At 64.3% G+C, this 23,780-nt stretch carries 19 protein-coding genes and 1 pseudogene; 12 read left to right on the forward strand and 8 right to left on the reverse strand.

The genetic code is table 11. From position 1 onward, the window contains the following. Positions 1-10 precede the first annotated feature (10 nt). Complete coding sequence (locus tag HUK72_RS22180; protein WP_176598688.1) at positions 11-226, forward strand: hypothetical protein; 216 nt, start codon at positions 11-13, stop codon at positions 224-226. Between the two features lie 106 nt (positions 227-332). Here HUK72_RS22180 and HUK72_RS22185 read toward each other — a convergent pair whose 3' ends face one another. Next, the gene (locus HUK72_RS22185; RefSeq protein ID WP_176598689.1) at positions 333-572 is read right to left on the reverse strand and encodes a hypothetical protein; all 240 of its coding nucleotides are present in this window, start codon (positions 570-572) and stop codon (positions 333-335) included. A gap of 497 nt (positions 573-1,069) precedes the next feature. Between HUK72_RS22185 and HUK72_RS22190 the strand changes: the two genes are divergently transcribed. The 6 genes and pseudogenes from HUK72_RS22190 (at position 1,070) to HUK72_RS22215 (ending at position 8,412) form a co-directional block, all read left to right on the forward strand. After that, the gene (locus HUK72_RS22190) at positions 1,070-1,372 is read left to right on the forward strand and encodes a hypothetical protein (RefSeq protein ID WP_176598690.1); all 303 of its coding nucleotides are present in this window, start codon (positions 1,070-1,072) and stop codon (positions 1,370-1,372) included. Further along, positions 1,369-3,408, forward strand: coding sequence for a type IV secretion system DNA-binding domain-containing protein (locus tag HUK72_RS22195; protein ID WP_176598691.1), 2,040 nt, complete (start codon positions 1,369-1,371; stop codon positions 3,406-3,408). The genes HUK72_RS22190 and HUK72_RS22195 overlap by 4 nt, the downstream gene beginning before the upstream one ends. Continuing rightward, a pseudogene (gene mobF, locus HUK72_RS22200) lies at positions 3,405-6,378 on the forward strand (MobF family relaxase). The gene HUK72_RS22195 and the pseudogene mobF overlap by 4 nt, the downstream one beginning before the upstream one ends. A 157-nt stretch (positions 6,379-6,535) precedes the next feature. Continuing rightward, positions 6,536-6,895 (forward strand): lytic transglycosylase domain-containing protein, encoded by a 360-nt coding sequence (locus tag HUK72_RS22205; RefSeq protein WP_254911602.1) that lies wholly within the window; start codon positions 6,536-6,538, stop codon positions 6,893-6,895. Between the two features lie 178 nt (positions 6,896-7,073). Continuing rightward, complete coding sequence (locus HUK72_RS22210) at positions 7,074-7,226, forward strand: helix-turn-helix domain-containing protein (RefSeq protein WP_255325961.1); 153 nt, start codon at positions 7,074-7,076, stop codon at positions 7,224-7,226. Between the two features lie 85 nt (positions 7,227-7,311). Then, the gene (locus tag HUK72_RS22215) at positions 7,312-8,412 is read left to right on the forward strand and encodes an IS630 family transposase (RefSeq protein WP_087576363.1); all 1,101 of its coding nucleotides are present in this window, start codon (positions 7,312-7,314) and stop codon (positions 8,410-8,412) included. Between the two features lie 450 nt (positions 8,413-8,862). On the opposite strand, the gene HUK72_RS22220 is transcribed toward HUK72_RS22215, so the two are convergent. From HUK72_RS22220 to HUK72_RS22235, 4 genes are all read right to left on the reverse strand, one after another. After that, entirely contained in the window at positions 8,863-10,155 is a 1,293-nt protein-coding gene (locus HUK72_RS22220; protein ID WP_176598692.1) for an integrase arm-type DNA-binding domain-containing protein, read from the reverse strand. A 208-nt stretch (positions 10,156-10,363) separates the two neighbouring features. After that, positions 10,364-11,128: an oxygenase MpaB family protein gene (locus tag HUK72_RS22225; protein ID WP_176598693.1), complete on the reverse strand. Its 765-nt coding sequence runs from the start codon at positions 11,126-11,128 to the stop codon at positions 10,364-10,366. Between the two features lie 193 nt (positions 11,129-11,321). Next, positions 11,322-14,717: an acyl-[ACP]--phospholipid O-acyltransferase gene (locus HUK72_RS22230; protein WP_255325914.1), complete on the reverse strand. Its 3,396-nt coding sequence runs from the start codon at positions 14,715-14,717 to the stop codon at positions 11,322-11,324. A 24-nt stretch (positions 14,718-14,741) separates the two neighbouring features. Continuing rightward, complete coding sequence (locus HUK72_RS22235) at positions 14,742-17,672, reverse strand: DUF2339 domain-containing protein (RefSeq protein ID WP_255325915.1); 2,931 nt, start codon at positions 17,670-17,672, stop codon at positions 14,742-14,744. Positions 17,673-17,785: 113 nt separating this feature from the next. On the opposite strand from HUK72_RS22235, the gene HUK72_RS22240 reads away from it, so the two are divergent. The 3 genes from HUK72_RS22240 (at position 17,786) to HUK72_RS22250 (ending at position 19,914) form a co-directional block, all read left to right on the forward strand. Further along, positions 17,786-18,385, forward strand: a complete 600-nt coding sequence (locus HUK72_RS22240; protein ID WP_176598695.1) for a TetR/AcrR family transcriptional regulator — start codon at positions 17,786-17,788, stop codon at positions 18,383-18,385. A 102-nt stretch (positions 18,386-18,487) separates the two neighbouring features. Beyond that, positions 18,488-19,120, forward strand: a complete 633-nt coding sequence (locus HUK72_RS22245) for a DUF1326 domain-containing protein (protein WP_176598696.1) — start codon at positions 18,488-18,490, stop codon at positions 19,118-19,120. A gap of 2 nt (positions 19,121-19,122) precedes the next feature. Continuing rightward, positions 19,123-19,914, forward strand: coding sequence for a DUF2182 domain-containing protein (locus tag HUK72_RS22250; RefSeq protein ID WP_176598697.1), 792 nt, complete (start codon positions 19,123-19,125; stop codon positions 19,912-19,914). Between the two features lie 175 nt (positions 19,915-20,089). Here the strand turns inward: HUK72_RS22250 and fixJ are convergent, their stop codons facing one another. From fixJ to HUK72_RS22265, 3 genes are all read right to left on the reverse strand, one after another. Next, positions 20,090-20,713, reverse strand: coding sequence for a response regulator FixJ (fixJ, locus tag HUK72_RS22255; RefSeq protein ID WP_176598698.1), 624 nt, complete (start codon positions 20,711-20,713; stop codon positions 20,090-20,092). Positions 20,714-20,779: 66 nt separating this feature from the next. Further along, positions 20,780-21,925 carry a sensor histidine kinase gene (locus tag HUK72_RS22260; RefSeq protein ID WP_176598699.1) on the reverse strand — a complete coding sequence of 382 codons (1,146 nt, stop codon included), beginning with the start codon at positions 21,923-21,925 and terminating at the stop codon, positions 20,780-20,782. Positions 21,926-21,945: 20 nt separating this feature from the next. Further along, entirely contained in the window at positions 21,946-22,761 is an 816-nt protein-coding gene (locus tag HUK72_RS22265; protein WP_176598700.1) for a universal stress protein, read from the reverse strand. 114 nt (positions 22,762-22,875) lie between these two features. Here HUK72_RS22265 and HUK72_RS22270 point away from each other — a divergent pair, with 114 nt between their 5' ends. Then, the gene (locus HUK72_RS22270; RefSeq protein WP_176598701.1) at positions 22,876-23,238 is read left to right on the forward strand and encodes a hypothetical protein; all 363 of its coding nucleotides are present in this window, start codon (positions 22,876-22,878) and stop codon (positions 23,236-23,238) included. A gap of 112 nt (positions 23,239-23,350) precedes the next feature. Beyond that, positions 23,351-23,776: a Flp family type IVb pilin gene (locus tag HUK72_RS22275; protein WP_218036207.1), complete on the forward strand. Its 426-nt coding sequence runs from the start codon at positions 23,351-23,353 to the stop codon at positions 23,774-23,776. Positions 23,777-23,780 lie beyond the last annotated feature (4 nt).

The following is a 23,780-nucleotide window of genomic DNA, read 5'->3' on the forward strand; positions in this document are numbered from 1 at the left end:
GGAGGCTCCCATGCACACGAACGCCGCTTACAATCACAGCGCCTTTCTTGCCGCAGTCCGCTCCGCCGAGCGCCGCGCCGCTTGCAGCTATTACGATCAGCATGTCCTGGAGGATGGCGAGCAGGGCTATGTCACCATCGACGAGGGGGATTATACCGAGCTACCTTCGATGCTCATCGAGCGGATCGTCCACACCGTACCGGGCGCGCTCATCGACGAACTCTGATCCTAAGGGGAGGGCCAGCACGGCCCTCCGGCCCTTCCCGGTTCGAGGCACGATCATGGGGGCGTCGAACCCCCATGATCGTCATGGCGAGGGGGACGTCCCGACTTCAGGATGGTCGGGACGGCAGCGCCTTGAGGGCCTGAAGCGAGGCCGTGGACCCGGCCTTGATCGCGAGGCTGATGAGGTCCCGAAAATCCCGCTCGGTCAGCAACTCCACCTCCAGTTCGGAGATGATGGCCGCATATTTGCCGCGTAGCGCAACGCGGGTCTGCTCTATCTCCTCGGCGATCTTGCGCTTGCGCTGCTCCAGCTCTGCCAGTCGTTCGCGGTCCGTCAATTTGGGCATGGTGACACCTTCTACACAGGAAGGTTGGTCCGCCGCTCATGGCCGTAGCAGGGGAGCCGGACGCGGCAAGAAGGATCGCGGCCAGAATGGCGGCTTTTGCCGATCAGGCGGGGAAGGGTCGGGCGTGAGGATGGGGCTTGCCTCTCACGAAGAGACCCGCGCCTTCCGGCACGAGGTCGGCGCAGCGGACAAGCGCGCTGCGAAGAGGGGACGCACGCCCTTGGGCGTTTGTAATGCACCGTACGCACGGGTGCTGCGGGCCAGAAACTCCAGCTTTTCTGCGGCTTTTCGTTGGCGCAAGATGGCAGCCGTTTTGGCACAGGTCGGCAGCCGGCGGCAGCCATCAGTTGAGCGGGGAACGGCTAAGCCCCTGATCTGGCTTGGCACTTTGTGGCTGCCACCGGCAGTTTTCATAAACTATTGAGTTTGAAGCATAATTGAGCTATCAGAACTGTGCTTCATCACAGTTTTCGCGTGTCGGATAAGGAGTCCGGCACGTGGCACGTATTACAATCCGAATAGACGACGACCTCTACGCGCGCCTTGTCAGTCAGGCGCGCGGCGCTGGCGGGGGTACGGCGAGTTATTGTCGCGACATATTGGACAGGTTCGATGGCGCCGACCCAACGGGCTATCATGGGCGCTTTGACGAACTCCACGCGACGGTCATCCAGGCCTTCGCCATCCTCGCGACATCGGTCGGTGAGCGGTCGCCCGAACTCCTCCAGAAAGGTCTGACCGAGGCCCGCCGTCTCCTCCGTGAAAGGGGATTGCTCGAAGCCGGGGAGGACCGGCCATGAGCATCTTCCGGCATGATACGCTCGGTTCCTGGACCAGGGGCGGGCAGGCCATCGTTCACAATGTGCGGATGACGACGCAGGTCTTCTACCAGACTTTCCTGGCAGGGTTCGTCATCTGGATCGGTGGTATCATCTGGTATGCCTGTGAGGCGTCCACCGATTATGAGCGGTTTATCCTTCTGAAGATCGGGCAGGCGACGATCATGGGGGACGCGGTCCCCGGCAATGTCACGCCGATCCTTTTCAGGACACCAGATGGGCAACAATATTGGACGAATCCCAAGGCTCTCATCGAGTCGGGCATCGCCCATAAAACGCTCGGCGCCTTCGAGACCTATCTGATCCATGGGGCGCTCATCTCTGGCGGCTTCGCCCTTCTCATGCTGTTCTGGGCCTGGTTCTATTTCACCCGGACGGGGAGGGGGCTGGGCTCCAACCAGTTCCTGCGCGGGGCGCGTTTCGGCACTGTCCGCCAGGTCCGCCGCGCGCTCTGGCGGCATGCCAAGGGCAGCTTCGATATCGGCGGTGTGAATGTGCCGGACATCTTCGAGCCGGAACATATTCTCATCTGCGGAGCCCCCGGGACGGGGAAGACGAACCTCATCGTAAAGATGCTTGAAGGGATCCGGCAGCGCAGGCGGCGAGCGATCGTCTATGACACCGCCGGCACCTTTGTAGAGAAGTTCTACCGGCCGGGGATCGACGTTCTCCTTAATCCGCTCGACGCCCGTTCTGACTGCTGGTCGCCCTGGGTCGATGTCCCGCGCGACTATCATTATGACCAGATTGCCGAGTCCACGATCCCCGACAAGGCGGGCGATCCCTTCTGGGCCAAGGCCGCGCGAGGCACGCTGGTCGCCGTTCTGCGCAAGCTCGCCAGGCAGGAGCGGCCCCTCATTTCCGTCCTCCTCGATATCCTGCTGCGCTCGAAGCTCAAGGATCTCGCCACCTTCGTCGACGGCACGGAGGCCGCTGCCTTCATTAGCCCGGAAGGGGAGCGCACGTCGGCCGGCGTCCAGGCCGAACTCGCCTCGGTGATGCGCAGCTTTTCCTATCTTGATGACACGGCGGATGGGCTTTCCATCCGTGACTGGGTGGCGCACGAGAAGGACGACAGCTGGCTGTTCATCACCGTGAAGTCGGATCAATTGCCATCGCTTCGGCCGCTCATCACCGTCTGGCTCGACATTGCGATCAGCGCGATCATGAGCATGACACCCGACCGCAACCGCCGACTCTATTGCGTGGTCGACGAGCTTCCAACGCTCCAGAAGCTGCCCTCGCTGTCGGACTTTCTTGCCCGCGCCCGGAAATATGGCGGCTGTGGTGTCCTCGGTTTCCAGAGCTCTCCCCAGCTGGAGGCGACCTACGGCATCCAGGATGCCGCTGCCATCACAGGCTATTGTTCCACCTGGGTCGCATTGCGCGCCAACGATACGCCGACAGCGAAGCATGTCAGCGAGAATCTTGGTCAGGTCGAACAGGTCGAGGCCAATGAGGGCATGTCCTACGGCGTCAATGACATGCGCGACGGGGTGAACCTCTCGCGCATGCAGGTGACCCGTCCGCTGGTGATGCACACGGAGGTGACGAACCTTCCCAATCTGGCCGGCTATCTGCGATTCGGGAGGAGCCTCCCGGTCGTGCGGTTCGAGGATCGGTTCAACAAGGTTGCCTCCATCGCCACCGCCTTCGAGGAACGAATCGCTCCACCCGTGAGGCTTGTCGAGGACGCGCCGGAGCCCGTTAGTGTCCCGCCCGTGCCACCAAGATCTCCCCGCCCGGCTCCGCCGAAAGCGAGATCCCGCAAGCCACAGGCCGCGTCCGACGAAGCGGAACTGCCACTCCTCCCGCATCCTGAACCGCATTCCGGGAAGAACAAGGATCAGGCAGGGCCGACGGCAAATGCCGGTGATGCCGGTCCGGGCGAACCGCCAGCAGTTCCCCAGCTTGAACTCTTCGGCAAACCTGCCGGCTTCCGTCTCCGGCAGCATGGCCGGCGCAATGGCCACCGTAACTCAGCGAGGCCGGCATGATCCATCCCCGCCGCCTCAAAGGCACACCCGCCAATATCGCCCGCTACTATACGGTGGGCGACTATTATACGAAGGGCGCTGACGAACATAGCGAGTGGGGAGGGGCCATCGCGCGTGACCTCGGCCTCGAAGGGAAGGTGGATGGCGCCATATTCGCCGCTCTGCTGGAAGGAAAGGTCGCGGGGCAGCAACTCGGCCGACATCGCGCCAACGGGGAAATCCAGCATCATCCCGGATGGGACTTTGCCGTGAACGCCCCCAAGTCGGTGTCGATCATGGCGCTCGTTGCCGGTGACCGGCGCATCATCGACGCTCATGAGCAGGCGGTGGGAACTGCCCTTTCCTGGATGGAAGAGCATGCCGCTACCAGGGCGCGCGTCAATGGCGAGATCACCGAGCGCACGACCGGACGCCTTCTCTTCGCGCGCTTCACCGAACATGCCTCGCGCGAACTCGACCCCCATCTCCATACCCATGTCGTGGTGATGAACCTCACCAATGATGCGGTAGGGCAGCGATTCACCAGCCTCGAAACCAGGGCCATGTACGCCGAGCAGATGGTGGCCGGGCAGATCTATCGCAACGAACTGGCGCATCTTCTGCGCGAACGCGGCTATGAGGTGGAGTTCGATCCGCGCAAGGGGCTGTTTGAGATTCGGGGCGTGCCCCGTGACCTGATGGCGGACATGTCGCAGCGCGCCCAGCAGATCGAGGCCCATGCCAAAGAGCACGGCCTCACCGGACAGGCGGCTCGCCGCGTTTCCTTCTACGCTACCCGGGGGGGCGAAGGAGAAAGTCTCGCTCGAGACCGTTCATGACCAGTGGCACGTCCGCCTCGGCAAACATGAGCAGGCGATCGAAGAGACGCGACTTGCGGCGGAGAAGATCGGTGACCGGACGCTTGCTGTTCCTACCCAGCTGGCGGCGCGCTCCATGCTGTTCGGTCTGCGGCAATCAGAGGGAAGGGAGGCGGTCAATAATCTGGGCCGGCTGCTCCGGGTTGCCCTAGCGTCCCATGTCGGGGAGGTTCGCCTGAGCGACATTCGTCCCCTAGCACATGAGCATGAAGCGCGGCGAAAGCTCCTGGCGACCCGGCACCAGACAGGAGATGAAATCCACACCCAAGGCCGCACGACTCGCCGAACCGCGCGGCTGGAGCTTGCCTTCTCGGATCACCTTGCCCTGGCCCTTGGTGACGCCAAGCCGCTCGCGACACAGGAGCGACTCGTCGAGCAGGCAAAGGCGCATGACCTCAATGCTGGGCAGCGCGTGGGCCTGCTGCATCTGGGGACCAGCGAGGATCGGGTGATCGGCGTGCATGGGGTCGCCGGCTCAGGTAAGTCGACGCTCGTTGCCGCCTTGCGGCACGCTGCCGATTCGGAAGCGATCCTGGTTGCCCTCGCTCCGACGTCGTCAGCGGCAGCTGAGCTGGGCAAGAAGGCGAAAATCGAATCGCGGACCGTCGCGAGCCTGATCGCTGGAGCCGGCCGTGGCCTGGATGACCGCCACACGCTCGTGGTCGACGAAGCGGGGCAGTTGGGTAACCGGCAGGCGATTCGCCTGTTGGAAATCAGTCGGCTCACTGGTTCCCGCATCATTCTGCTCGGTGACAATCGCCAGACCGGCGCCATCGAGCAGGGTAAGCCCTTCTGGCTGATGCAGCGTCTGGGGCTGCCAAAAGTGGAACTCACCGAACCGGTGCGCCAGCAGAACGACGCCATGCTGGCTGCGGTAGCTCAGGCCCGTCTTGGCAAATACGAAGAATCGATCGGGTATCTCGACAAGGTCGTGAGCGGCGCATCAAGCGACAAGCTTGCAGCGGGGCTGGTGGAGGAATGGACGCGGCTGAGTTCTCTAAGCAGGGACCGCACGAACATCCTCGTCCTGGAAAATGCCACCCGGCTGATCGTCAACTCCAAGGTCCGCGAGGCGCTCAAGACGGAGGGGGCGATCGCTGCTGAAGATGCCCGGCTCTCGATACTGGCCCCGTCTGGCATGACCGATCAGGAGAAGAATTTCGCCCGCTTCTATGCTCGCGGACAGGTGGTGACCTTTGCCCGTGATAATGTCGGCCTCGGGATAGGCCGCGATGCCCAATATAAGGTCGTCGGCCTGTCGCGCGACTCGCGTGGTCGGCAGAGGGTCAGCCTCACCGACGAGAATGGCAGGACGATCCAGTGGGATCCGCGACTCGGGCGAGCGTCGCAGATCAACGTGTTCAGGGAGGAAGACCGCGCTCTCGCAGCTGGCGACCGGATTCAGTGGCGTCTGGTGAACCACGAACTTGGTCTGAAGAACGCCGAACGGGGAACGGTCGAGCGCCTTGATGGGCCGATCGCCTCGATTCGTTGGGACCGCGACGGCAAAGTGCAGGAGGTCAACCTGTCCCAGCACCGGACCTGGGACCACGGCTATGCCGAGACCATTTATGCGGCCCAGTCTAAGACCTACGATCGGGTCTATGTCTTGGCGCCGGTCAATTCCCCGCTGGTCACCGGACAGAATTATTACACCGCCATCACCCGCGCGCAATTTGGTGTGAAACTCTGGACCGAGGACGCAAAGCGCCTCGCCGAGAAACTCACCCTGAAATCTGGCGAAAAGACGTCCTCTCTGGAGGGACTCGGGCGCCTTGACCGGAGTTCCGTCAAGGGACGAGCAGCGCAGCATGGTGAGCGACTGGAGCGGTTGCGCGAGCAGCAGCTTGGAGATCGCGAAGCCCGGAGGGCGCGGCTGGCAGCCGAGCGCGCGGAACGGAAGGCCAGGGAACCGGACGGCATTGCAGCGCTCCTTGCGGGCAGGGCTCAATCGGCGGCGCGCTTCCTGGATCAGTGGCTCGTTGCGCTTCTCGACCGCAACAGAAGCGATCAAGGGCAAGTGAATTTTCCCCATCAGTCGGCACCGGAAATCCCAGCAAATGTGCCGAGTCGAAACGAAGAACTCGAACGCGGAGGTGGGTATGACCGTTGATCGGCTTTGCGGCGGCACCACCTTCATGCTCCTGCTGTGCTTGACCCAGCCTGTTCATGCGAACCCCGTCCTTCCAGCGGACCATGAAAGCCGAGTGGGTCGTTGCATTCGACAGGCTTCCGATGGTCGGCTTTGGTTGGAGCGGACCCTTTGGGGCTTGCGTGACCAGGAGGCAGGGTGGGTCGGAGCTGAAATCCTCAACAGGGACGGCTCTCATGATCTGGGGCCGCTTCAGGTCAACAGTTTCTGGGTGCCCAAGCTTGCCGCCATGGTCGACCGACCGCCGGCTCAGGTCCGCGTCTGGCTTACCCATGATCCGTGCTTCAACGTCCAGGCCGCTCGATGGATATTCCTGTCCGCGCTATCGGCGACGCACGACTATTGGAAAGCCGTCGGCGTCTATCATAGCCCCGCCGAAAGGCGGCAACGACATTACGCAGGCCTGGTTGCGGCTAAGCTGGTCCAACGATTTGGTCCTTCCATCTTCCTGAAGGGCGATCATCGTGTCGGAGACTGATGGTGGCAATCCGCGCCGCGACGAGGATCGCGCGCTCAGAATGCTGCTTCGCCGCGTGCCCCGGACTGGGACGCTGCCGCAGCAGCTACCGCCACTTGCGGTTCCGATCGAGGTGGCGCCGTTTGAGGGAAGAACCGTAATGCAACCGCTTTGCGTTCGCATTACGGTCGCTGCGCAGATGCTCGGCATCGGTCGCACCAAGCTATATGCCCTGATAAAGCGCGGAGAGCTAAAAACTATCAAGCTGGGCGGCTCGGTACTCATCACGATGACCAGCCTTGAGGCATTCGTTCAAAGATGCGCTGACGCTGGTTTGTCAGGTCGGAGATAAAATCAATATGTTCAATGATGTGCCTGTCTAGTCACCTGGACTGAAGTAGGCATCATTGTATAGCTCTGTTGGAAGGCAGGTCCATATGGTGGCGGGCAGGCAGGCGGGTATGGTGATATTGAGCGATGATGATCGCTCATTTCTGGAGGGGCAGGTTCGGCGGCACAAAGCGCCGCGCTCTTTATCCGACCGGTGCCGGATGGTCCTTCTCTGTGCCGAAGGACTTCAGAGCAAGGAGGTCGCCGAACGCCTCGGCGTCCACGAGCATACGGTCGGCAAATGGCGGCGTCGGTTCATCCAGGATGGCATCGAGGGGCTGACCGACGAATATCGTGCGGGCCGACCACGCACAGTATCGGATGAGCAGGTAGCTCAGGTGATAGAGCGGACGCTGAACACCACGCCGAAGGATGCAACCCACTGGTCGATCCGTTCCATGGCAGCCGCGTCGGGGCTATCGCACACCAGCATCCGCCGGATCTGGGGCGCGTTTGGCTTGCAGCCGCATCGGTCAGAGACGTTCAAGCTGTCCGCCGATCCTCTGTTCGTCGACAAGGTTCAGGACATTGTCGGTCTCTACATGTTGCCGCCGAACCGGGCGATTGTGCTGTGCGTCGACGAAAAATCGCAAATCCAGGCGCTGGATCGCGAGCAGCCGGTCCTGCCCATGGCACCGGGCATGCCCGAGCGGCGCACGCATACTTACGTCCGCAATGGCACGACGTCTCTATTCGCAGCGCTCGACATCGCTACAGGCGCCGTGATCGGAAAATGCTACAAACGCCATCGGGCAACCGAGTTTCTCGACTTTCTCAAGCGGATCGACGCCGCGATGCCCAAAGGGCCGGACGTCCACCTCGTGATGGACAACTATGCCACCCACAAGACGCCGAAGATAAAGGCCTGGCTCGCGCGCCGCCCGCATTGGCATGTCCACTTCACCCCGACTTCGGCGTCTTGGATCAATCAGGTGGAACGGTGGTTTGCAGAACTGACACGCAAGCAGTTGCAACGCGGCGTCCATCGATCCACAGCCGAGCTTGAGGCAGACATCACTGCATTCATCGCGGCTCACAACGAAAATCCCAAGCCCTACAAATGGGTGAAATCCGCCGACGAAATCCTCGCCTCCGTCAAACGATTCTGTCAGAAAACAATGAACCGAACTTCGGATTCAGGTGACTAGAGCCTGCGCGGGGTCCGACGGCGTTTGATTTTAGAAATGCCTCCAACTCGTTGAGGTGGCGTCGGCCGAATCGAAAGAGGCGCAAGATATGAGAAGATCTGTCGGGTTCATCGATCGCGAGATATTGGCCGACCGTAAGGCTTGGCTCTTGGGCCAGGATATCGCGAGTCCGCCAGTTCAGCGGAAGCTCGAAAAGGGGCGTTTCCGATGTCACCTGGACAACGGGCGGCATTCGTTCGAGAGCCTCGACCGCCGCGGCGTGGAGTTGAGAGGCCCGGCCCGGAGAGATCCTGAGTTCTTGGCCGATTTTCGCGAAGCTTGCACCAGACTTCCGCCGAGTCAGAACGAACGCGCGCCGAGCTTGGACATCTACCATGTGAACCTCCAAGAGGCGGCTAACATAGCTAAAACGTTAGCAAATTTCTAGACTGGGTTGGCGGTGTTCTCCGGCTACATCAGGCTACCTCTTCCAGGATTTGCGCGCGAGCCTGTTGTCCGGCCGTTTCGAGATTTGGCGATCTTCCCTGAAGATAGTCGGTCGGCCATGACCGACTTCCGCTTTTCAAACGCATCCTTTCTGCGGTACGCACGGGTGACCGAGCTTCCCACCTGATGCGCCAATGCGTGCTCGATGACGGTCTCTGCGTGATCGGTTTCATCGCCCATGTAATCGCGAAAACTGCTGCGCATTCCATGGACTGTGAACTGCCCGAGGTTCATCCTTCGCATCAGCAATGGCATCGCCATCTGCGACAATGGGCTATCGGGTTTCTGACCCGGGAAAATATAGTCGCCGGGCTTGCAGGGTCTTCCTTCGGCAACCGCCCTGAGCACGGCGACGGCTGCGTACGACAAGGGTATCCGATGCTCGATCCGCATCTTCATCCGTTCAGCCGGGATGGTCCATATGCTCCGATCGAGGTCAACCTCGCTCCAGCGGGCGAGCAAGGTTTCGCTGGTCCGGGTCGCGCAAAGGACTGTCAATTCGAGTGCCCGGGCTGTCGGGGCTTCCCTCTTTTGCAGAGCTTCGAAGAACTCCGGCATGTCCTCATAGGGGATCGCGGCATGATGCCCGGTGACGAGCCTCTTCCGCTTTGGCAGGAGAAATTGGAGGTTGCCCTTCCATTTTGCTGGGTTTTCCCAAGGGCTCTGAATGTGCCCCTCGGCCTTGGCAGCGTCGAGAACGTTTTCTATCCGCCCCCTGACTCGACCGGCAGTTTCGGCGAACTTCGTCCAACTGGTCTTCAGTGCTTCCGCGACATCTTGCGGAGTGATCTTGTCAACGGGGATGTTGAGGATCCCCTTGGCGTGCTTCTCCAGCGAGTTGGTCCACTGCCAGATATGCTTCGCGTTGGACCAACCGCCCTCGTGGGCGGCAATGTATTTCTTGGCATAAGCGAGAAAGGTTGGACTTCCGGTAGCTGGCCGAGCCTCTTGCTCCTCTTTTTTGCGCTCGGCTCTTTCCTCCTCCTGTTCCGTCTGCCTCATCTCGATGGGATCATATCCCTCCTTCAGCAAATTCCTGGCCGCCGCCGCCATCTCCCTCGCGTCGTCAAGCGTGTAGGCATCGTACGAACCAAGTCCCATCTCACGCCGCACCTTGTCGCGGATCCAAATGAACTTCCAGCTTTTGGAGCCCGAGGGTTTGATCCGGAGCCAGAGGCCACCTCCATCACCATGCCAACCTGGCGTGCTCAGCGTTTCCAACCGCCGCGCCTTCAGTTTGTGAATTGTCCTGCTCATTCCTTGTCCACCTCACACACCCAGGGCCTAATTCAGGGCCAAACCTTTGAGTCCATCCGGGCCTAATTTGGGGCCAAATTTCAGCGCGTATCTGCGTGAACAGATTTGAACGAATTTGAACGTGCCTGAACGCATGGCCTGGAATTTATGTAGCAAAAACAAGGCTTTTTTGCAAGTTTTCTGGTGTTATTTCAAAGTGTTAAAAGGTCTAATTAGGGCGACCATGCATCCGCCGCGCCCACCCCGGCAGCAAGGCCACCGCAGCCTGCATCATCATCGCCTGCGCGGGCGCGAGCGCCATGGACGGCGCGGGCTGGCGCAGCAATATCCGCGCGACCTCCCGCGTCCGCTCCGTCACCGCCAGCTCCCCGCGAAAGCGCGCCATCAACAGCACCGCCTCCGCCCGGCTCTCCGGCACCGGATCGGCTCCCAAAGCCCGCGCCACCAACGCCGCCTCGGCAAAATAGCGGTCCTGCTCAATCAGCGGCATGAACGGCTCCGCATAGGCGATCCATGCGTCGAGAAAGCTCAAAGCCTCGCAGACATGCACCCAGGCCAGCAGGTGCGGCTCGCCCGCTGCATAAGCCGTGCCATCGGCCAAAGTCCCCCGCACATGTTCATGCACCGCCCGCACCCGGGCGATGGCCGCCTCCGCCTCTTCCCGCTCGGCATAGGTCTTCACCGCAATGAACCGCGCCGTCCGCCGCAGCCGCCCCAGCATATCGTCGCGGAAGCTGCTATGATCCCAAATCCCCGCCAAAGCCGCTGGATGCAGCATCTGGAGCAGCAGGGCGCTCACCCCGCCGATCATCATGCTGGTGACATCGCCATGCACCCGCCGGATCACCGACCCCGGCGGATAGAGCGCAAGGTCCGAAGCCTTGACCGGCGCTTCGCCCTTCGCGGAGTCGTGAAAGACGCTCCGCACCTGTCCCACAAGAAGACGCCGCACCATTTGCGAAGGACGATCCATCAGCCTATTTCTCCGCCTTCATTATCCCTCGCCCCTCTGGGGAGAGGGTGCGCAGACTTGGCAGCTTGCTGCCTAGTCATAGCTGGGAGAGGGGGAGATGCGGTGCCTTACCCCCTCTTCCAACTTCGCCTAGCTTCACTCTGTTCAGCAAGGCTCCGTACCCTTCTCCCCCAGGGGAGAAGGGGAAACAGTCCTACCCCGCCGCCATCTGGGTCATCGACGCATAATCCGTCTTCCCGGTTCCCAGCAGCGGTAGCGCGTCCAGCACCCGGATTTCCCGAGGCAGAGCCAGTTCCGCCACCCCATGCGCCTTCCCCCAGGCCTGAAGCGCCGCCGCCTTCGCGTCCCGCGCCGTGGTGAACAGCACCAACTGCTCCCCCTTGCGCGCATCGGGCCGCGTCACCACCGCATGCTCCGCCTCTGGCCACAGCGCCGAAGCATAGCCCTCCACCGCAGGCAGCGAAATCATCTCCCCGCCGATCTTGGCGAAGCGCTTTGCCCGCCCACGGATCGTCACGAAGCCCTGATCGTCGATGGTCACGATGTCGCCGGTATCGTGCCAGCCCCCATCTGGCGGTTGCAGCACGCCGGGGGCATTGGCCTTCATGTAACCGGCCATGATGTTCGGTCCCCGGATCGAGAGCCGCCCGCCCTCGTCGATCCCCGGCACTGCGTCCAGCCGCGCCTCGATCCCCGGCAGCAGTCGCCCGACCGATCCGGCGCGGAAATGCATCGGCGTGTTGACGGCGATCACCGGCCCCGCCTCGGTCGCGCCATAGCCTTCCAGGATGCGCAGTCCGAACTTCTCGGCATAGACTTTCCGCGTCTCGTCCCGCACCCGCTCGGCCCCCGCGAATATGTAGCGCAGCGAATAGAAGTCATAGCCATGCGCCATCCGCGCATAGCCCGACAGGAAAGTGTCGGTCCCGAACAGGATCGTCGCATTGGCGTCATAGGCGAGCGCAGGCACGATCCGGTAATGCAGCGGACTGGGATAGAGCAGCGTCTTCACCCCATGGAAGATCGGCAGCAACGTCCCGCCGGTCAGCCCGAAACTGTGGAATACCGGCAGGGCGTTCAGCACCACGTCGGCGGAGTTGAAGTCGATCCGCGCCGCCAACTGCCGGCAATTGGCCAGCAGATTGCGATGGGTCAGCACCACCCCCTTGGGCAGCCCCTCCGACCCGCTGGTGAAGAGGATGACCGCCGCATCGTCCGGCGACACGCCAAGCCGCCTGTGCGCCCGCCCGGCAAAGCGGCTGGCGATCAACCCGCGCAGCTTCGCCCCGGCCCCGATGCCGGCGGCCACATCCTCCAGCCAGAGAAAGCGGACGCCCTCCGCCTCCAGCCCGGCAACCACATTGCCCAGCTTGCCTTGCTCGACAAAGGCCCGCGCCGTCACGACCGTCCCGATCCGCGCCGCCGCGCAGGCCGCCTTCAAATTGGCCAGCCCCGCCGTGAAGTTCAGCATGGCGGGCACGCGCCCGCCCGCCTGCAACGCGAAGAAGGTCACCGCCACCCCTGCCACATTGGGCAGCAGCACGCCGACCGCTTCTCCCTGTCGCGTCGAGCGTCCCAGCGCCCGCCCCAGCACCAGCGCGCCCGTCACCAGCCGCCCGTAACTCAAAGGCTCGCGCTTCACATCCTCGACCACCGCCGCGCCCGCGCCATGGACATGCCGGGCTTCCAGCAAGGCCTCGAACAAGGTCCGGTCCGTGTCCGACGTGGCGAACATCATCTGGCTCATCTCGTCATAGAGCCGCCGCCCGGCAATCGCCCGTCGTGCCCGCGCCGTCATCTCGCCCTCTATGGCGAAGCGGCGGGGCGGAAGCACCGTCAGGTGAATCTTGGGGAAAGGCCGCAACCGCACCTTGCCCTTCAGGCGCGAGAAGGGCGTGTACTGCGCCCCGTCGATCCGCACCGGAATGATCGGCGCATCCGCCTTGTCAGCGACCATGCCGGGGCCGTCGAATATCTTCATCAGCGCGCCGGTCACAGTGATCCGGCCCTCCGGAAAGATCACCAAGGTCCGCCCCTCGCGAACCGCCTTCACCATCGCCTTGGCCGACAGGGGATTGGTCGGATCGACCGGAAAGGCATCAAACAGGGGAAGAAAAGGCTTCACCCACCAGGCCTTGGCGATCCGCGTATGCACCGCGAAGGTCGGCTTGCCCGGCAGGAAAGCCGCCAGCAGCAGGCCGTCCAGGAACGACACATGGTTCACCACCACGACGGCCGGTTCCCCGACTCCGGGCATATTCTCCGCCCCATGCACCTCCACCCGGTAGCAGAGCTTCAGCAGCCCCCGCACGATCGCCTTGATCAGCGTCTCCGGCAGCAACCAGCAACTGATCAGCGCCACCGCCAAAGTCGCAAAGCCCATCACCCCGATGACACCGGGCACGCTCTCGCCCCGCGCCAGCATCGCCGTCACCGCCGACACGACCGCCACCGTGGTCGCCGCATTGACGATATTGTTCGCCGCGATGGTCCGCGATCGCTCCTCGCGCGGGCTGTGCGTCTGGAGGATGGCGTAAAGCGGCACGATGAACATGCCCCCCGCAAAGGCGATGCCGAACAGATCGGCCATGATCCGCCAGCTCCCCGGCGACCCGACGAAGGCTGCGATGCCCGCCCCCGAATGGATGGGGGCATAGCTGCTGGTCGACAGCCACAGATCGATCATGAACCCGGCCAGCGCCAGCGCCGACACCGGCACGAACCGCGCCGACACATGCCCGCCCAGCAGCCGGTTCACGAGCATCGACCCCAGCGCCACGCTGACCGAGAAGATCAGCAGGAAGAAGGTCGCGACCTCCTGCCGCGCCTTCAACACGCCGCTCACCAAAGGCGCGAATTCCGCCAGCAACACCGCGCCCACGGCGAAGAACCAGCTTATCCCCAGGATCGACAGCCACACGCCCCGCCCATGCCGGGCCGCCTTCAAAATATGCCAGGTGCTCCTGAACACATTGCGCTCGATCCTGAGGCCCGGCACCACCGTGGGAGCTGACGGCACCGCCAGGCTGACCAGAAAGCCCAGCGTCGCCAGCGCCACCGCGACCACGCCCGCTTCCCAGGGCGGGATCACGCCCGCCAGCAACTGCCCGCTCAATATCGCCAGGAAAGTCCCCGCCTCGATCAGCCCGGTCCCGCCCATAATCTCCTCCGGCCGCAGATGCTGCGGCAGGATGGAAAATTTGACCGGGCCGAAGATCGTCGAATGCAGCCCCATCAGGAACAGGCAGGACAGCAGCAGCGGCACGGACTGAAGCCAGAAACCGGTCACGGCCAGGCTCATGATGACGACCTCCGCCGCCTTGACCGCCCGCACCAGCTTCGCCTTGTCCCAGGCGTCGGCCAATTGCCCGGCCAGTGCGGAAAAGAGGAAATAGGGCAGGATGAACAGGCCCGTGGCGATGGTCGCCAGCAGCTCCGCCTTGTCAGGTTCCGCCCGATACAGGCCGAAATTGGCCAGGAAAAGCAGCGCGAACTTCAGCAGATTGTCGTTGAACGCGCCCAGAAACTGCACCACGAACAAAGGTGCGAACCGGCGTTTGCCCAGCAAAGACAGATCAGGTGCGGACATTTTCTTACCCCCGTCCTTCACGCATTATGCCGCATTCGTCGCGGAGTTGTTAACCGGTTCCCGCAACACGCGATTGTAAAGCCATCCGATCCCGATCAGGCTGAACCCCAATGCCAGGAAGGAAGCGATCCGCAGCAGGCCGGTCAAGCCCGAAGCGTCGAACAGGAACACCTTCGCCACGGCGACAAGCATCAGCAGCAGCGAAGCGATCCGCCAGTCCCGCGCCTGCCTGTGGATGCCCCACAGCAGGAAGCCCACCGCCAGCCCCAGCGCGAGCACGGAGCGGAGAATATCCTCCGCCTGGCCGACCCCCGGCACCGTCAGCAAGGGGCCCGCAAAGGCTTGCCGGAGCAAGGCGACCCCGAACAGCGCCGTCAAGCCCATCCGCAGCCCATCCGCCATGCGCGGCCCCCAGGCCCCCACGACCCGAAGCGCCAGGAAGGAGAGGGCAAGAGCAACCGGCAGCAGATTGACGACCGGCCAGCGGCCGACCTCCTGCGGAAACCACAGCGGATCATGCAGCACGACGGTATAAACCAGCAAATGCGCCAATCCCGCACCGGCGAGCAATCCTCCGGCGGCCTGTCCTCCCATCCGCCAGATCAGGAATCCGGCCCCGATCAAAAGCCCTTCCCAAACCGTCCGCTCCGCCAGAGCCCAGCGCGTCACGTCGCCCCAATCCGCCAGCCCGAAAAGCTGCTTATACCCCACATGCACCGCGACCCCGCCCAGCAGCCCGGCGACAGCCCATCCCACCCGCCGCTCGACCAGCCCGACAACCGGAGCGGCGCGCCACAAGGCCACAGCCAGCAGCGCCGCTGGCACGGCCAGCCGCCGCGCCGCGTCCCCGATCCCCGGCAGATCCCGCGCCAGCACCGGCTCGCCCGCCAGCGACAGCAAGGCCCGGCCCAACCACATGCCCAAAGGCCAGCAAGCCCAAAGCGCCACCACCGCCAGGACCACGCCCAGCGCAGGCACCATCCGCCCCACCGGCAGCCGCCGCGCCCCCTCCGCCAGCAAGGCCAGCCCCAAAGCGGCCGCCACCGCCAGCCAGCCCCCCGGAACCAACTGCGTCACCGCGCCATAAGCCAGCAGCGCCGCCGCTCCCTGGGCCACCAACCGGCCCTCCGCAAAGCGCGCGCGCCAGGCGAAGAGCGCCGCCATCGCCGCTACGGCTGCCCAATGCGCCATGCACTGCGCAGGCGCGCCCGATGCCGCCTCGCCCCAGAGCCGGTCCATTCCGTTCGATCCCGCCAAAGCCAGGACCGCCATGCAGGCGAATCCCCAGCCGCTCCATTCGACCCGCCGATCCTCCGCGCGCTCCGCCAGCATCAGCATCCCCGCCGCCACCGCCGCGATCACCACCGGCAGCATCCACTCCGGCAGTCCCAGCCCGCCGGACAGCAGCATCAGCATCCCCGCCGCGCTCGCCAGCGTCACGAAACGCGCATCCCCGCGTCGTCCCTCGCAACCCCAGCCGGTCAGCATCGCCGCCCCCGGGAATCCCGCCGCCGCCAGCGCCAGCAGGGCAAATTCCCCGTCCAGCCCCACGCGCCAGAAATGCCCCAGCGCCACGAAAAACCCGCCCAGCGCCAGCCCGGCGATCTGCCCCGCCTCGACCAGTCCACCGACGCGCCAGAGCCGCCACAGGGCCGCCCCGCCATAGATCGCGACCATCCCCAGCATGACGAGCGTGAAGCGCCCCATCTCCGGATGCGGCCACACCGCCGCCAGCAGCAGGGCCACGGCCGCTCCGACCGCCGCCAGGGGCCGCAACGCCGCCTCCCGCCCCAGCCACAGCAGCGCGGCGGACAGCAGTCCGAACAGCCCCCAATGCAACAGCGCAAAGCCGCCCGTCGCCACCAGCGCCGCCATTTGCGCCGCCGCCACGACAGCCGCGCCGACCCGCAGCAGCACCGCCCGCGCTCCGGAAAAGGCGAACAGCGGCAAGATGATGCCCAGCATCAGCGCCAGCAGGCCAACCGACAGCGACGACGCCCATTCCAGCGCCCCGACCGCCAGCATGACCGCGCCCCAGCCAGCCCCGCCGATCAGCGCGCTCACGCCCAGCCACATCCACCGCTGCGTCCGCGACAGCAGCGTCAGGCCGCCGACCGCCAGGGCCAGATAGCAGCTCAGCAAGGGCACGTTGGGCTGCCCCGCCTGGACCAGCGCGGGTGCCGCCAACCCGCCGACCAGCCCCAGCAGGGCGCTCGGCGCCCCGAAGCGCAGCGCCAGCGCCATGGCCAGCCCAGTCACCCCCGCCAGCCCGGCAAAGGCGACGGCCGGTCCCACCAGCCCGTACAGCGTATGCGCCGCCAATATGCTGACATAGAGCGTCGCGAGACCTGCCCCGGACAGCGCCTGCCATACCCGCGCATCGCGCACCCGCTCCTCCAGCCGCAAGGCCGCCTCGGCGCCGCCGATCAGCCCGCCGCCGAACAGCAGCCCCAGCGCGACCCGCACCAGCGGCGACAACAGCCCTGCGTCGATCGAATATTTGACCAGCAGCACCCCCGCGACCGCCAGCGTCACCCCGCCCGCCCAGATCGGCAGGCGGTGGCCGAACAGCTCCTCGAAGCTGAAGGACGGACGGGAAGGGGCCGCGACGGGCGTTTCCGGTTCGGCGGGGATTTCTGCGATCGAGGGCGGGGGAGAGGCTTCTACACTATCCGTGCGCCGCTCCACGATCGCCGCAGGCTGTAATGGCCGCTCTGCCTCTTCCTTCTCCTCTCTGTCATTCCCGCGAAGGCGGGGCCCCATCTCCCGCACCTCACCCCAGGGGGAACGCTCATGAGATGGACCTCCGCCTTCGCGGGAGTGGCGGTCGAGGGCAAGAGGGGAGGGCGCAGTCATGTCCCCACCCTCCAGCACAGCCAATCGGCGCTCCGCAGCCTTCAGCCGCCCGCGCATATCGAACAGCATGATCCCGAAAACCACTAAAACGAGCGTCATGAACATGAGTCGAACCCCTGAAACCCGACCGACATGCTCCTGCTACCGAAAAATTTAACACCGTTCAATAAAATAATTAGACAGCGTTCAATTCATTCCCTATCGCTCATCCCATGGGCAGACGATCCGATCACAGCCGCGAGGAATTGGAGGCGTTCATCCTGGAGGAAGGCCACCGCCACATGGCCGAATCCGGTTTCGCCAAATTCTCCTCCCGCGAAGTGGCCAAGCGCATCGGCTACTCCGTCGGCACGCTCTACAATGTCTTCGGCAGCTATGACCGCCTGGTCGCCGCCATCAACACGCGCACCTTCGACCTGTGGGCCGCCTTTCTGGAGCAGCGTCTCGCCGGCGATCCGCAAGACCGCATCGCCGCGCTGGTGGAGGGATATTTCAGCTTCGCCCAGGAAAACCCGAATATCTGGATGGCGATCTACGACCACCGCCTGCCGCCCGGCGTTCCCATGCCGGAGGATTATGCCCGGCAGCGCGGCCGCCTTACCGAAGTCGTCGTGCGCGAAGTCGCCGCTGTCCTGCCGCCGGACGGCAGAGAGGGCGCCCCGCGCCTCGCCCGCTCGCTGGTGGCGACGGTCCACGGCCATTGCACTTTCGCGCTCAACGGCAGCTTCGCCCTTCTGGGGGAGACCGATCCGCTTGAGATGGCGACGGCCCGCGTCAAGGAAAGCTTGATCGCAGCCGGGGCGAAATTGTGACATGGGAGGGGCCGCATCGCATGATCCTGCGCGGAACAGGGAATCGCGACGCAGCCTCCTGAATCTGCTATAGTCCCCTCCGGCTGTCAGGGGAGTCGCATCATGGTCTACTGGATGCTCAAGGGCCGGGAATTCGCCAACTGCAACTGCGAATATGGCTGCAACTGCCAGTTTGGCGGCTTGCCCGACAAGGGCCATTGCCAGGCCGCCTTCGGCTTCGCCATCGATGAGGGGCGCCACGGCAATACCGACCTGTCCGGCCTGAACATCGCCGCCGTGTTCCGCTGGCCCGGCCCGATCCACGAAGGGCAGGGCGAATGCGTGACCTTTGTCGACGAACGCGCGAGCGAGGCGCAGCGCAACGCCCTGCTGACGATCATGACCGGCGGCGACACCGCTCCCATGGCGACGGTGTTCGCCGTCTTCGCCTCCACCATCGCCACCATGCATGAGCCGCGCTTCGTTCCCGTCAATTTCGAGGTCGACGTCGAAGGGCGCAAGGGCCGCCTGCGCATCCCCGGCCATCTGGAAATGGACGGCGAACCGATTCGCAGCCCGGTCGACGGATCGGAAATCCGCGCCCAGATCCACTTGCCCGACGGCTTTGAATATGAAGTGGCGGAGGTCGGCTCCGGCGCCAGCCGCGCCATTGCGCCGATGCAGCTCGACCATGCGTCCAGCTACGGCCAGTTCGCCTATCTTCACCTCGACAGCCACGGCGTCGTCAGGGGTTGACGATGCCGCCATGGAGCGCGGTGCTCGCCCGGCACCGCTTGATTTCGCTTGTCGCTTTGGCGGTGCTGATCGCGCTGGCCTGGGGCTGGCTGATCTCGGGCGCCGGCATGGGCATGGCTCCGGCCGCCTCGCTGTTCCCCGCCGGCCTGGCGGAAGACCCGATGCTGGCGATGATGATGCCCGGCGACGCGCCGTGGACGGCGGTGCAGTTCGCCGTGACGTTCGCCATGTGGTGGGTGATGATGGTCGCGATGATGCTTCCCTCCGCCGCGCCGATGGTCCTGCTCTACGCCCGCGCCGCGCCCGCCAATGTCCGCGCCGCGGCGGAGAGCTTCATCCTGGGCTATTTGCTGGCCTGGGGCCTCTTCTCCCTGATCGCCACGCTGATGCAATGGCGCCTGGCGACAATGGCGATGCTGTCCCCCATGGCGATGGCGACATCCAGCCGCCCGCTGGCCGCCGCGCTGCTGATCGCGGCGGGGGCCTATCAGATCAGCCCATGGAAGGATGCCTGCCTGCGTCAATGCCGCAATCCCGCGCAATTCCTCAGCCGCCATTACCGGCCGGGATGGATCGGCGCGCTGCGCATGGGAATGGTCCATGGCGCCTGGTGCGTGGGCTGCTGCTGGATGCTGATGGCGCTGCTGTTCGCGGGCGGGATCATGAACCTCGCCTGGATCGCGCTGCTGACGCTGCTGGTCGCGCTGGAGAAGCTGTTGTCTTGGGGCCGCGCGTTGTCTGTGGCGGCGGGTATAGGCTGTATCCTGTTGGGATGGGCGATATTGGTGGGGTGAGGGTTTTTGGCGGTAGGCGTGGATGATGTTCGGTCTGGGTAAACTGGGCTCCTGCGCAGGCAGGAGCCCAGTTCCGCCCTCAGTATGTCATCGCAGCGCTTGAACTATGCTCCTGCCTGCGCAGGAGCACGTACCGCGTAACGGCAGCAGCTAGCCAGACCAGCCCGCTGCCAGATTAAGCCTCGTCTTTCTCCACCCCTGCATGAAAGGCGATGCGCAGCGCTTCGGCCAGGCTCTTCACCTCCAGCTTCTGCATCAGGTTGGCGCGGTGGATCTCCACCGTGCGGGGGCTGATGCCCAGATCATAGGCGATGGTCTTGTTCGGCAGCCCTTCGACCAGCCCGTCCAGCACCTCGCGTTCCCGCTCGGTCAGGATGTTGAGCCGTGCCCGCGCGTCGTCCGCCCGCGCGCTCGCGCCGCGATCGGCCACCGCCACCCGCCGCGCCGCATCGACGCAGCCCAGCAGCGCCGCCTTTTCGAACGGTTTCTCGATAAAGTCGCTCGCCCCGGCCTTCATCGCGGTCACCGCCATGTCGATGTCGCCATGGCCGGTCATGATCACCACCGGCAGCATGACGCCCCGCTCCCGCAATTCCCGCTGCACCGCCAACCCGTCGATGTCGGGCATCCGCACGTCCAGCAGCACGCAGCCCGGCTCCAGCTCGGCGGCCTCCTTCAGAAAGGGCAAGCCGCCCTCGAACAGCTTCACGGCGAAACCGCTCGTCTTCAGCATGAAAGACAGCGACCGCCGGATCGCCTCGTCATCGTCCACGACATAGATGGGGAATGGCTCGCTCATGCTTTAGTCCTTCTTGTTGGCCGCATTTTGCGAGCCGTCAGCCGTGCCGGCTGACTTCAAAATGCTCTAATCCGCTGCGTCCAGGGTGAAGTGAAAGGCCGTGCCGCTCCATTGCGACGGTCCGGCCCAGATGCGTCCGCCATGACCCTCGACGATGGTCTGGCTGATCGACAGGCCGACGCCCATGCCGGAAGCCTTGGTGGTGGTGAAGGGGGTGAAGAGGGTGCGCGACATGTCCGGCGCCAGCCCCGGTCCGCTGTCCGCGACGATCACCTCGACCCGGCCGTTTTCTCCCGGAATGGCGGACAGGCGCAGGATGCGCGCCGGGCTGTCGGCCATCGCCTCCACAGCGTTCTTGGTGAGGTTGATGACGACCTGCTGCAACTGGACCCGGTTGACCAGCACCTTGTCGACGCGGGGATCGACGCTGATGTCCATGTCCAGCCCCCGGCTGTCGACGCCGATGAAGGCCAGCGCCGCCCCTTCCGCCAGCAGCACGCGCAGGGGTTCGGGCTGGCGCATGGTTTCGCCGCGCTTGATGAACTCGCGCAGCGACCGGATGATCTCGCCCGCGCGCAGCGCCTGGTTCGCGCTTTCCGCCATCGCCTCGCGCAGCAATTCCCGGTCCACCGGCCCCTCGGCGTCGAGCATGTCGCGCCCCGCCTCCAGATAATTGGCGATGGCCGTCAGGGGCTGGTTGAGCTCATGCGCCAGGGCGGAGGCCAGCGTTCCCATCGCCGTCACGCGGCCGACATGGGCCAGCTCCGCCTGCAAATCGGCCACGCGCCGCTCGGCCTGCTGGCTTTCGGTGAGGTCGCGGATGAAGCCGGTAAACAGCCGCCGCCCCTCATCCTGCACCTCGCCCACCGACAGTTCGATGGGAAAGGTCGACCCGTCCCGCCGCCGCGCGCTGGTCAGGCGGCCGACGCCGATGATCCGCTTTTCCCCGGTCGACAGATAATGATGGATATAACCGTCATGCCTTTCCCGGTCGGGGGAGGGCATCAGCATCGAGATATTCTCGCCCAGCACGTCGCTTTCGGCATATTGGAACATGCGCTGCGCCGCCGCGCTGAACGACACGATCTGTCCGCGCATGTCGATGACGATCAGCGCGTCCGGCACGGTCGCCAGGATGGAGCCGAGCAGAGCCTGTTCCAGACTATGCTCGCGCTGCGTCAATCCATCGGTTTCGTCGTCCGCTACCGCCATGCCCCTACCATGCCGTGGCTTCAGTGCGCCAGCAAGAGCGGAACATGCACTTCACGCAGCATGGCGCGGGTGACGCCGCCGAACACCATCTCGCGCAATCGGCTATGGCCAAAGGCGCCCATCACCATCCAGTCCGGCTTCAGCACGCCGATGGCGGCCTTCAGCGCCGCTTCGACGGTGCGGCCGTCCTGCGGCCAGGTGTGGAACTGGCATTTGATGCCGTGGCGGGCCAGATATTCCGGCGCATCGGTCGCCGGGAAGGGATATTTGCCCGCTTCCTCGACCGTCACGACATGCACTTCCTCCGCCAGCTTCAGCAGCGGCACGGACAGGCGCAGCGCGGCGGAGGCTTCCTGCGAACCCTCCCACGCCACGACTGCGCGGCCCGTCACCCGAAAGGACTTCGCCTCCTGCGGCACGGCGATCACCGGAACCCGCCCGGCCAGCGCCAGATCGGCGGCCAGGTGCAGCGGATCGGCAAATTCCTTGCGCGGGCCGGCCGGCAGGGTGACGATCATGCCGTCGGTCAGCGTCGCGGCGGACAGCAGGCCATGGACGACATCGCCCTCCACATGGCGCCAGTCCCAGCTCACATCCTCCCGGCGCAGCCGATCCTCTATGCGCGTCCGGGCCTTTTCGTCGATGTCGTAGAGTTCGGCCATCATCGCCGGCGCCATGGACGCTCCGCCATACATGTCCGCCGCGACGAAATCGGGCATGGCCGTCACCTGCGCGCAATGGATATGCGCGCCCGATGCGCGGGCCAGATCGCAAGCCGCCTGCAAGCGGCTTTCCGCGCCATGATCTTCGTGAATGTGCAGCAGGACCGATTTCATCGTCTATCTCCCGGCAAGCGTCTCTTCACCCTCTGGCTAGGACTGCCCCGGCGCGGTCGCCATCAGGAATAATCCTTATATCTCTTTTCGCGGCGGAATCCGATTGCAATGGTCATGAGCTGGACGACCATACGCCTCGAACTTGCCCGGACGCCGTCCTTTCCCAATGGATCGGCGGCCCGAAGCTATGTGCTGCGCCTGCCGCTGGGGATCGGCGGCCTGATCGACGAAAAGGAATATCGCATCCACCCCGAACTGGCGACGGCGCGGCGGTTCTGGCCCAATGAGCCCGACCGGCACGGCACGCTGCTGCACACCCGGCATGGCTGGGCGCTGTCCTATGAACCGGGGGAGGCGGATGACGAGAAGATCTACCGGCTGGACGCGCACGCCATCCAGCCGGGCGCCTATCTGACGCTGACCGATCCGGAGGGGGAATGCCTGCCCTTCGTGGTGAAGGCGCTCAGTTCCGCCTGACAAGGATTCTCCTTCATCACGGCCATTGGGGCGCAATGGCGTCATCAGGGTTAATCGATTTTACATCTTCCGCAAAAAGGCGCATCTTGCGGCCACTATGGGGCAGGGGGGTATGATGCCGCGCGTCAAGGGGCTGATCGCAAGGATGATGGCGGATGGTTCCGGCGCATCGGCGGCGGAATATGCGCTGCTGCTTGGCGTGCTGGCCAGTTCGGTGGCGATGGCCTCCTGGGCCTTGGGGCAATCGATCACCGGGGTCTTTAACGACAGCGCCGACCTAATCGTCCGTTATGCTTCGGCCTCGGGCGCCGATGGCGGCTCTTCCTCGACAGGAGCATCCTCCGCCACGCCGGGCGCAGGCGGCTCTTCCTCCTCTTCCACTCCACCCGGCAATTCAGGCAGTGCGCCGGGCCAGAATGGGACGACGCCGGGCCAATCCGGTTCCAATCCAGCCAGCGGCAACGCCCCGCCGGGTCAATCGGGCACCAATCCGGGGCAAAGCGGCGGCAATTTCGGTCAGTCGAAGAAGAATCCGTAGAGGC

It is taken from the genome of Sphingobium sp. 15-1 (assembly GCF_013375535.1).
In the GTDB taxonomy this organism is placed as follows: domain Bacteria; phylum Pseudomonadota; class Alphaproteobacteria; order Sphingomonadales; family Sphingomonadaceae; genus Sphingobium; species Sphingobium aromaticivastans.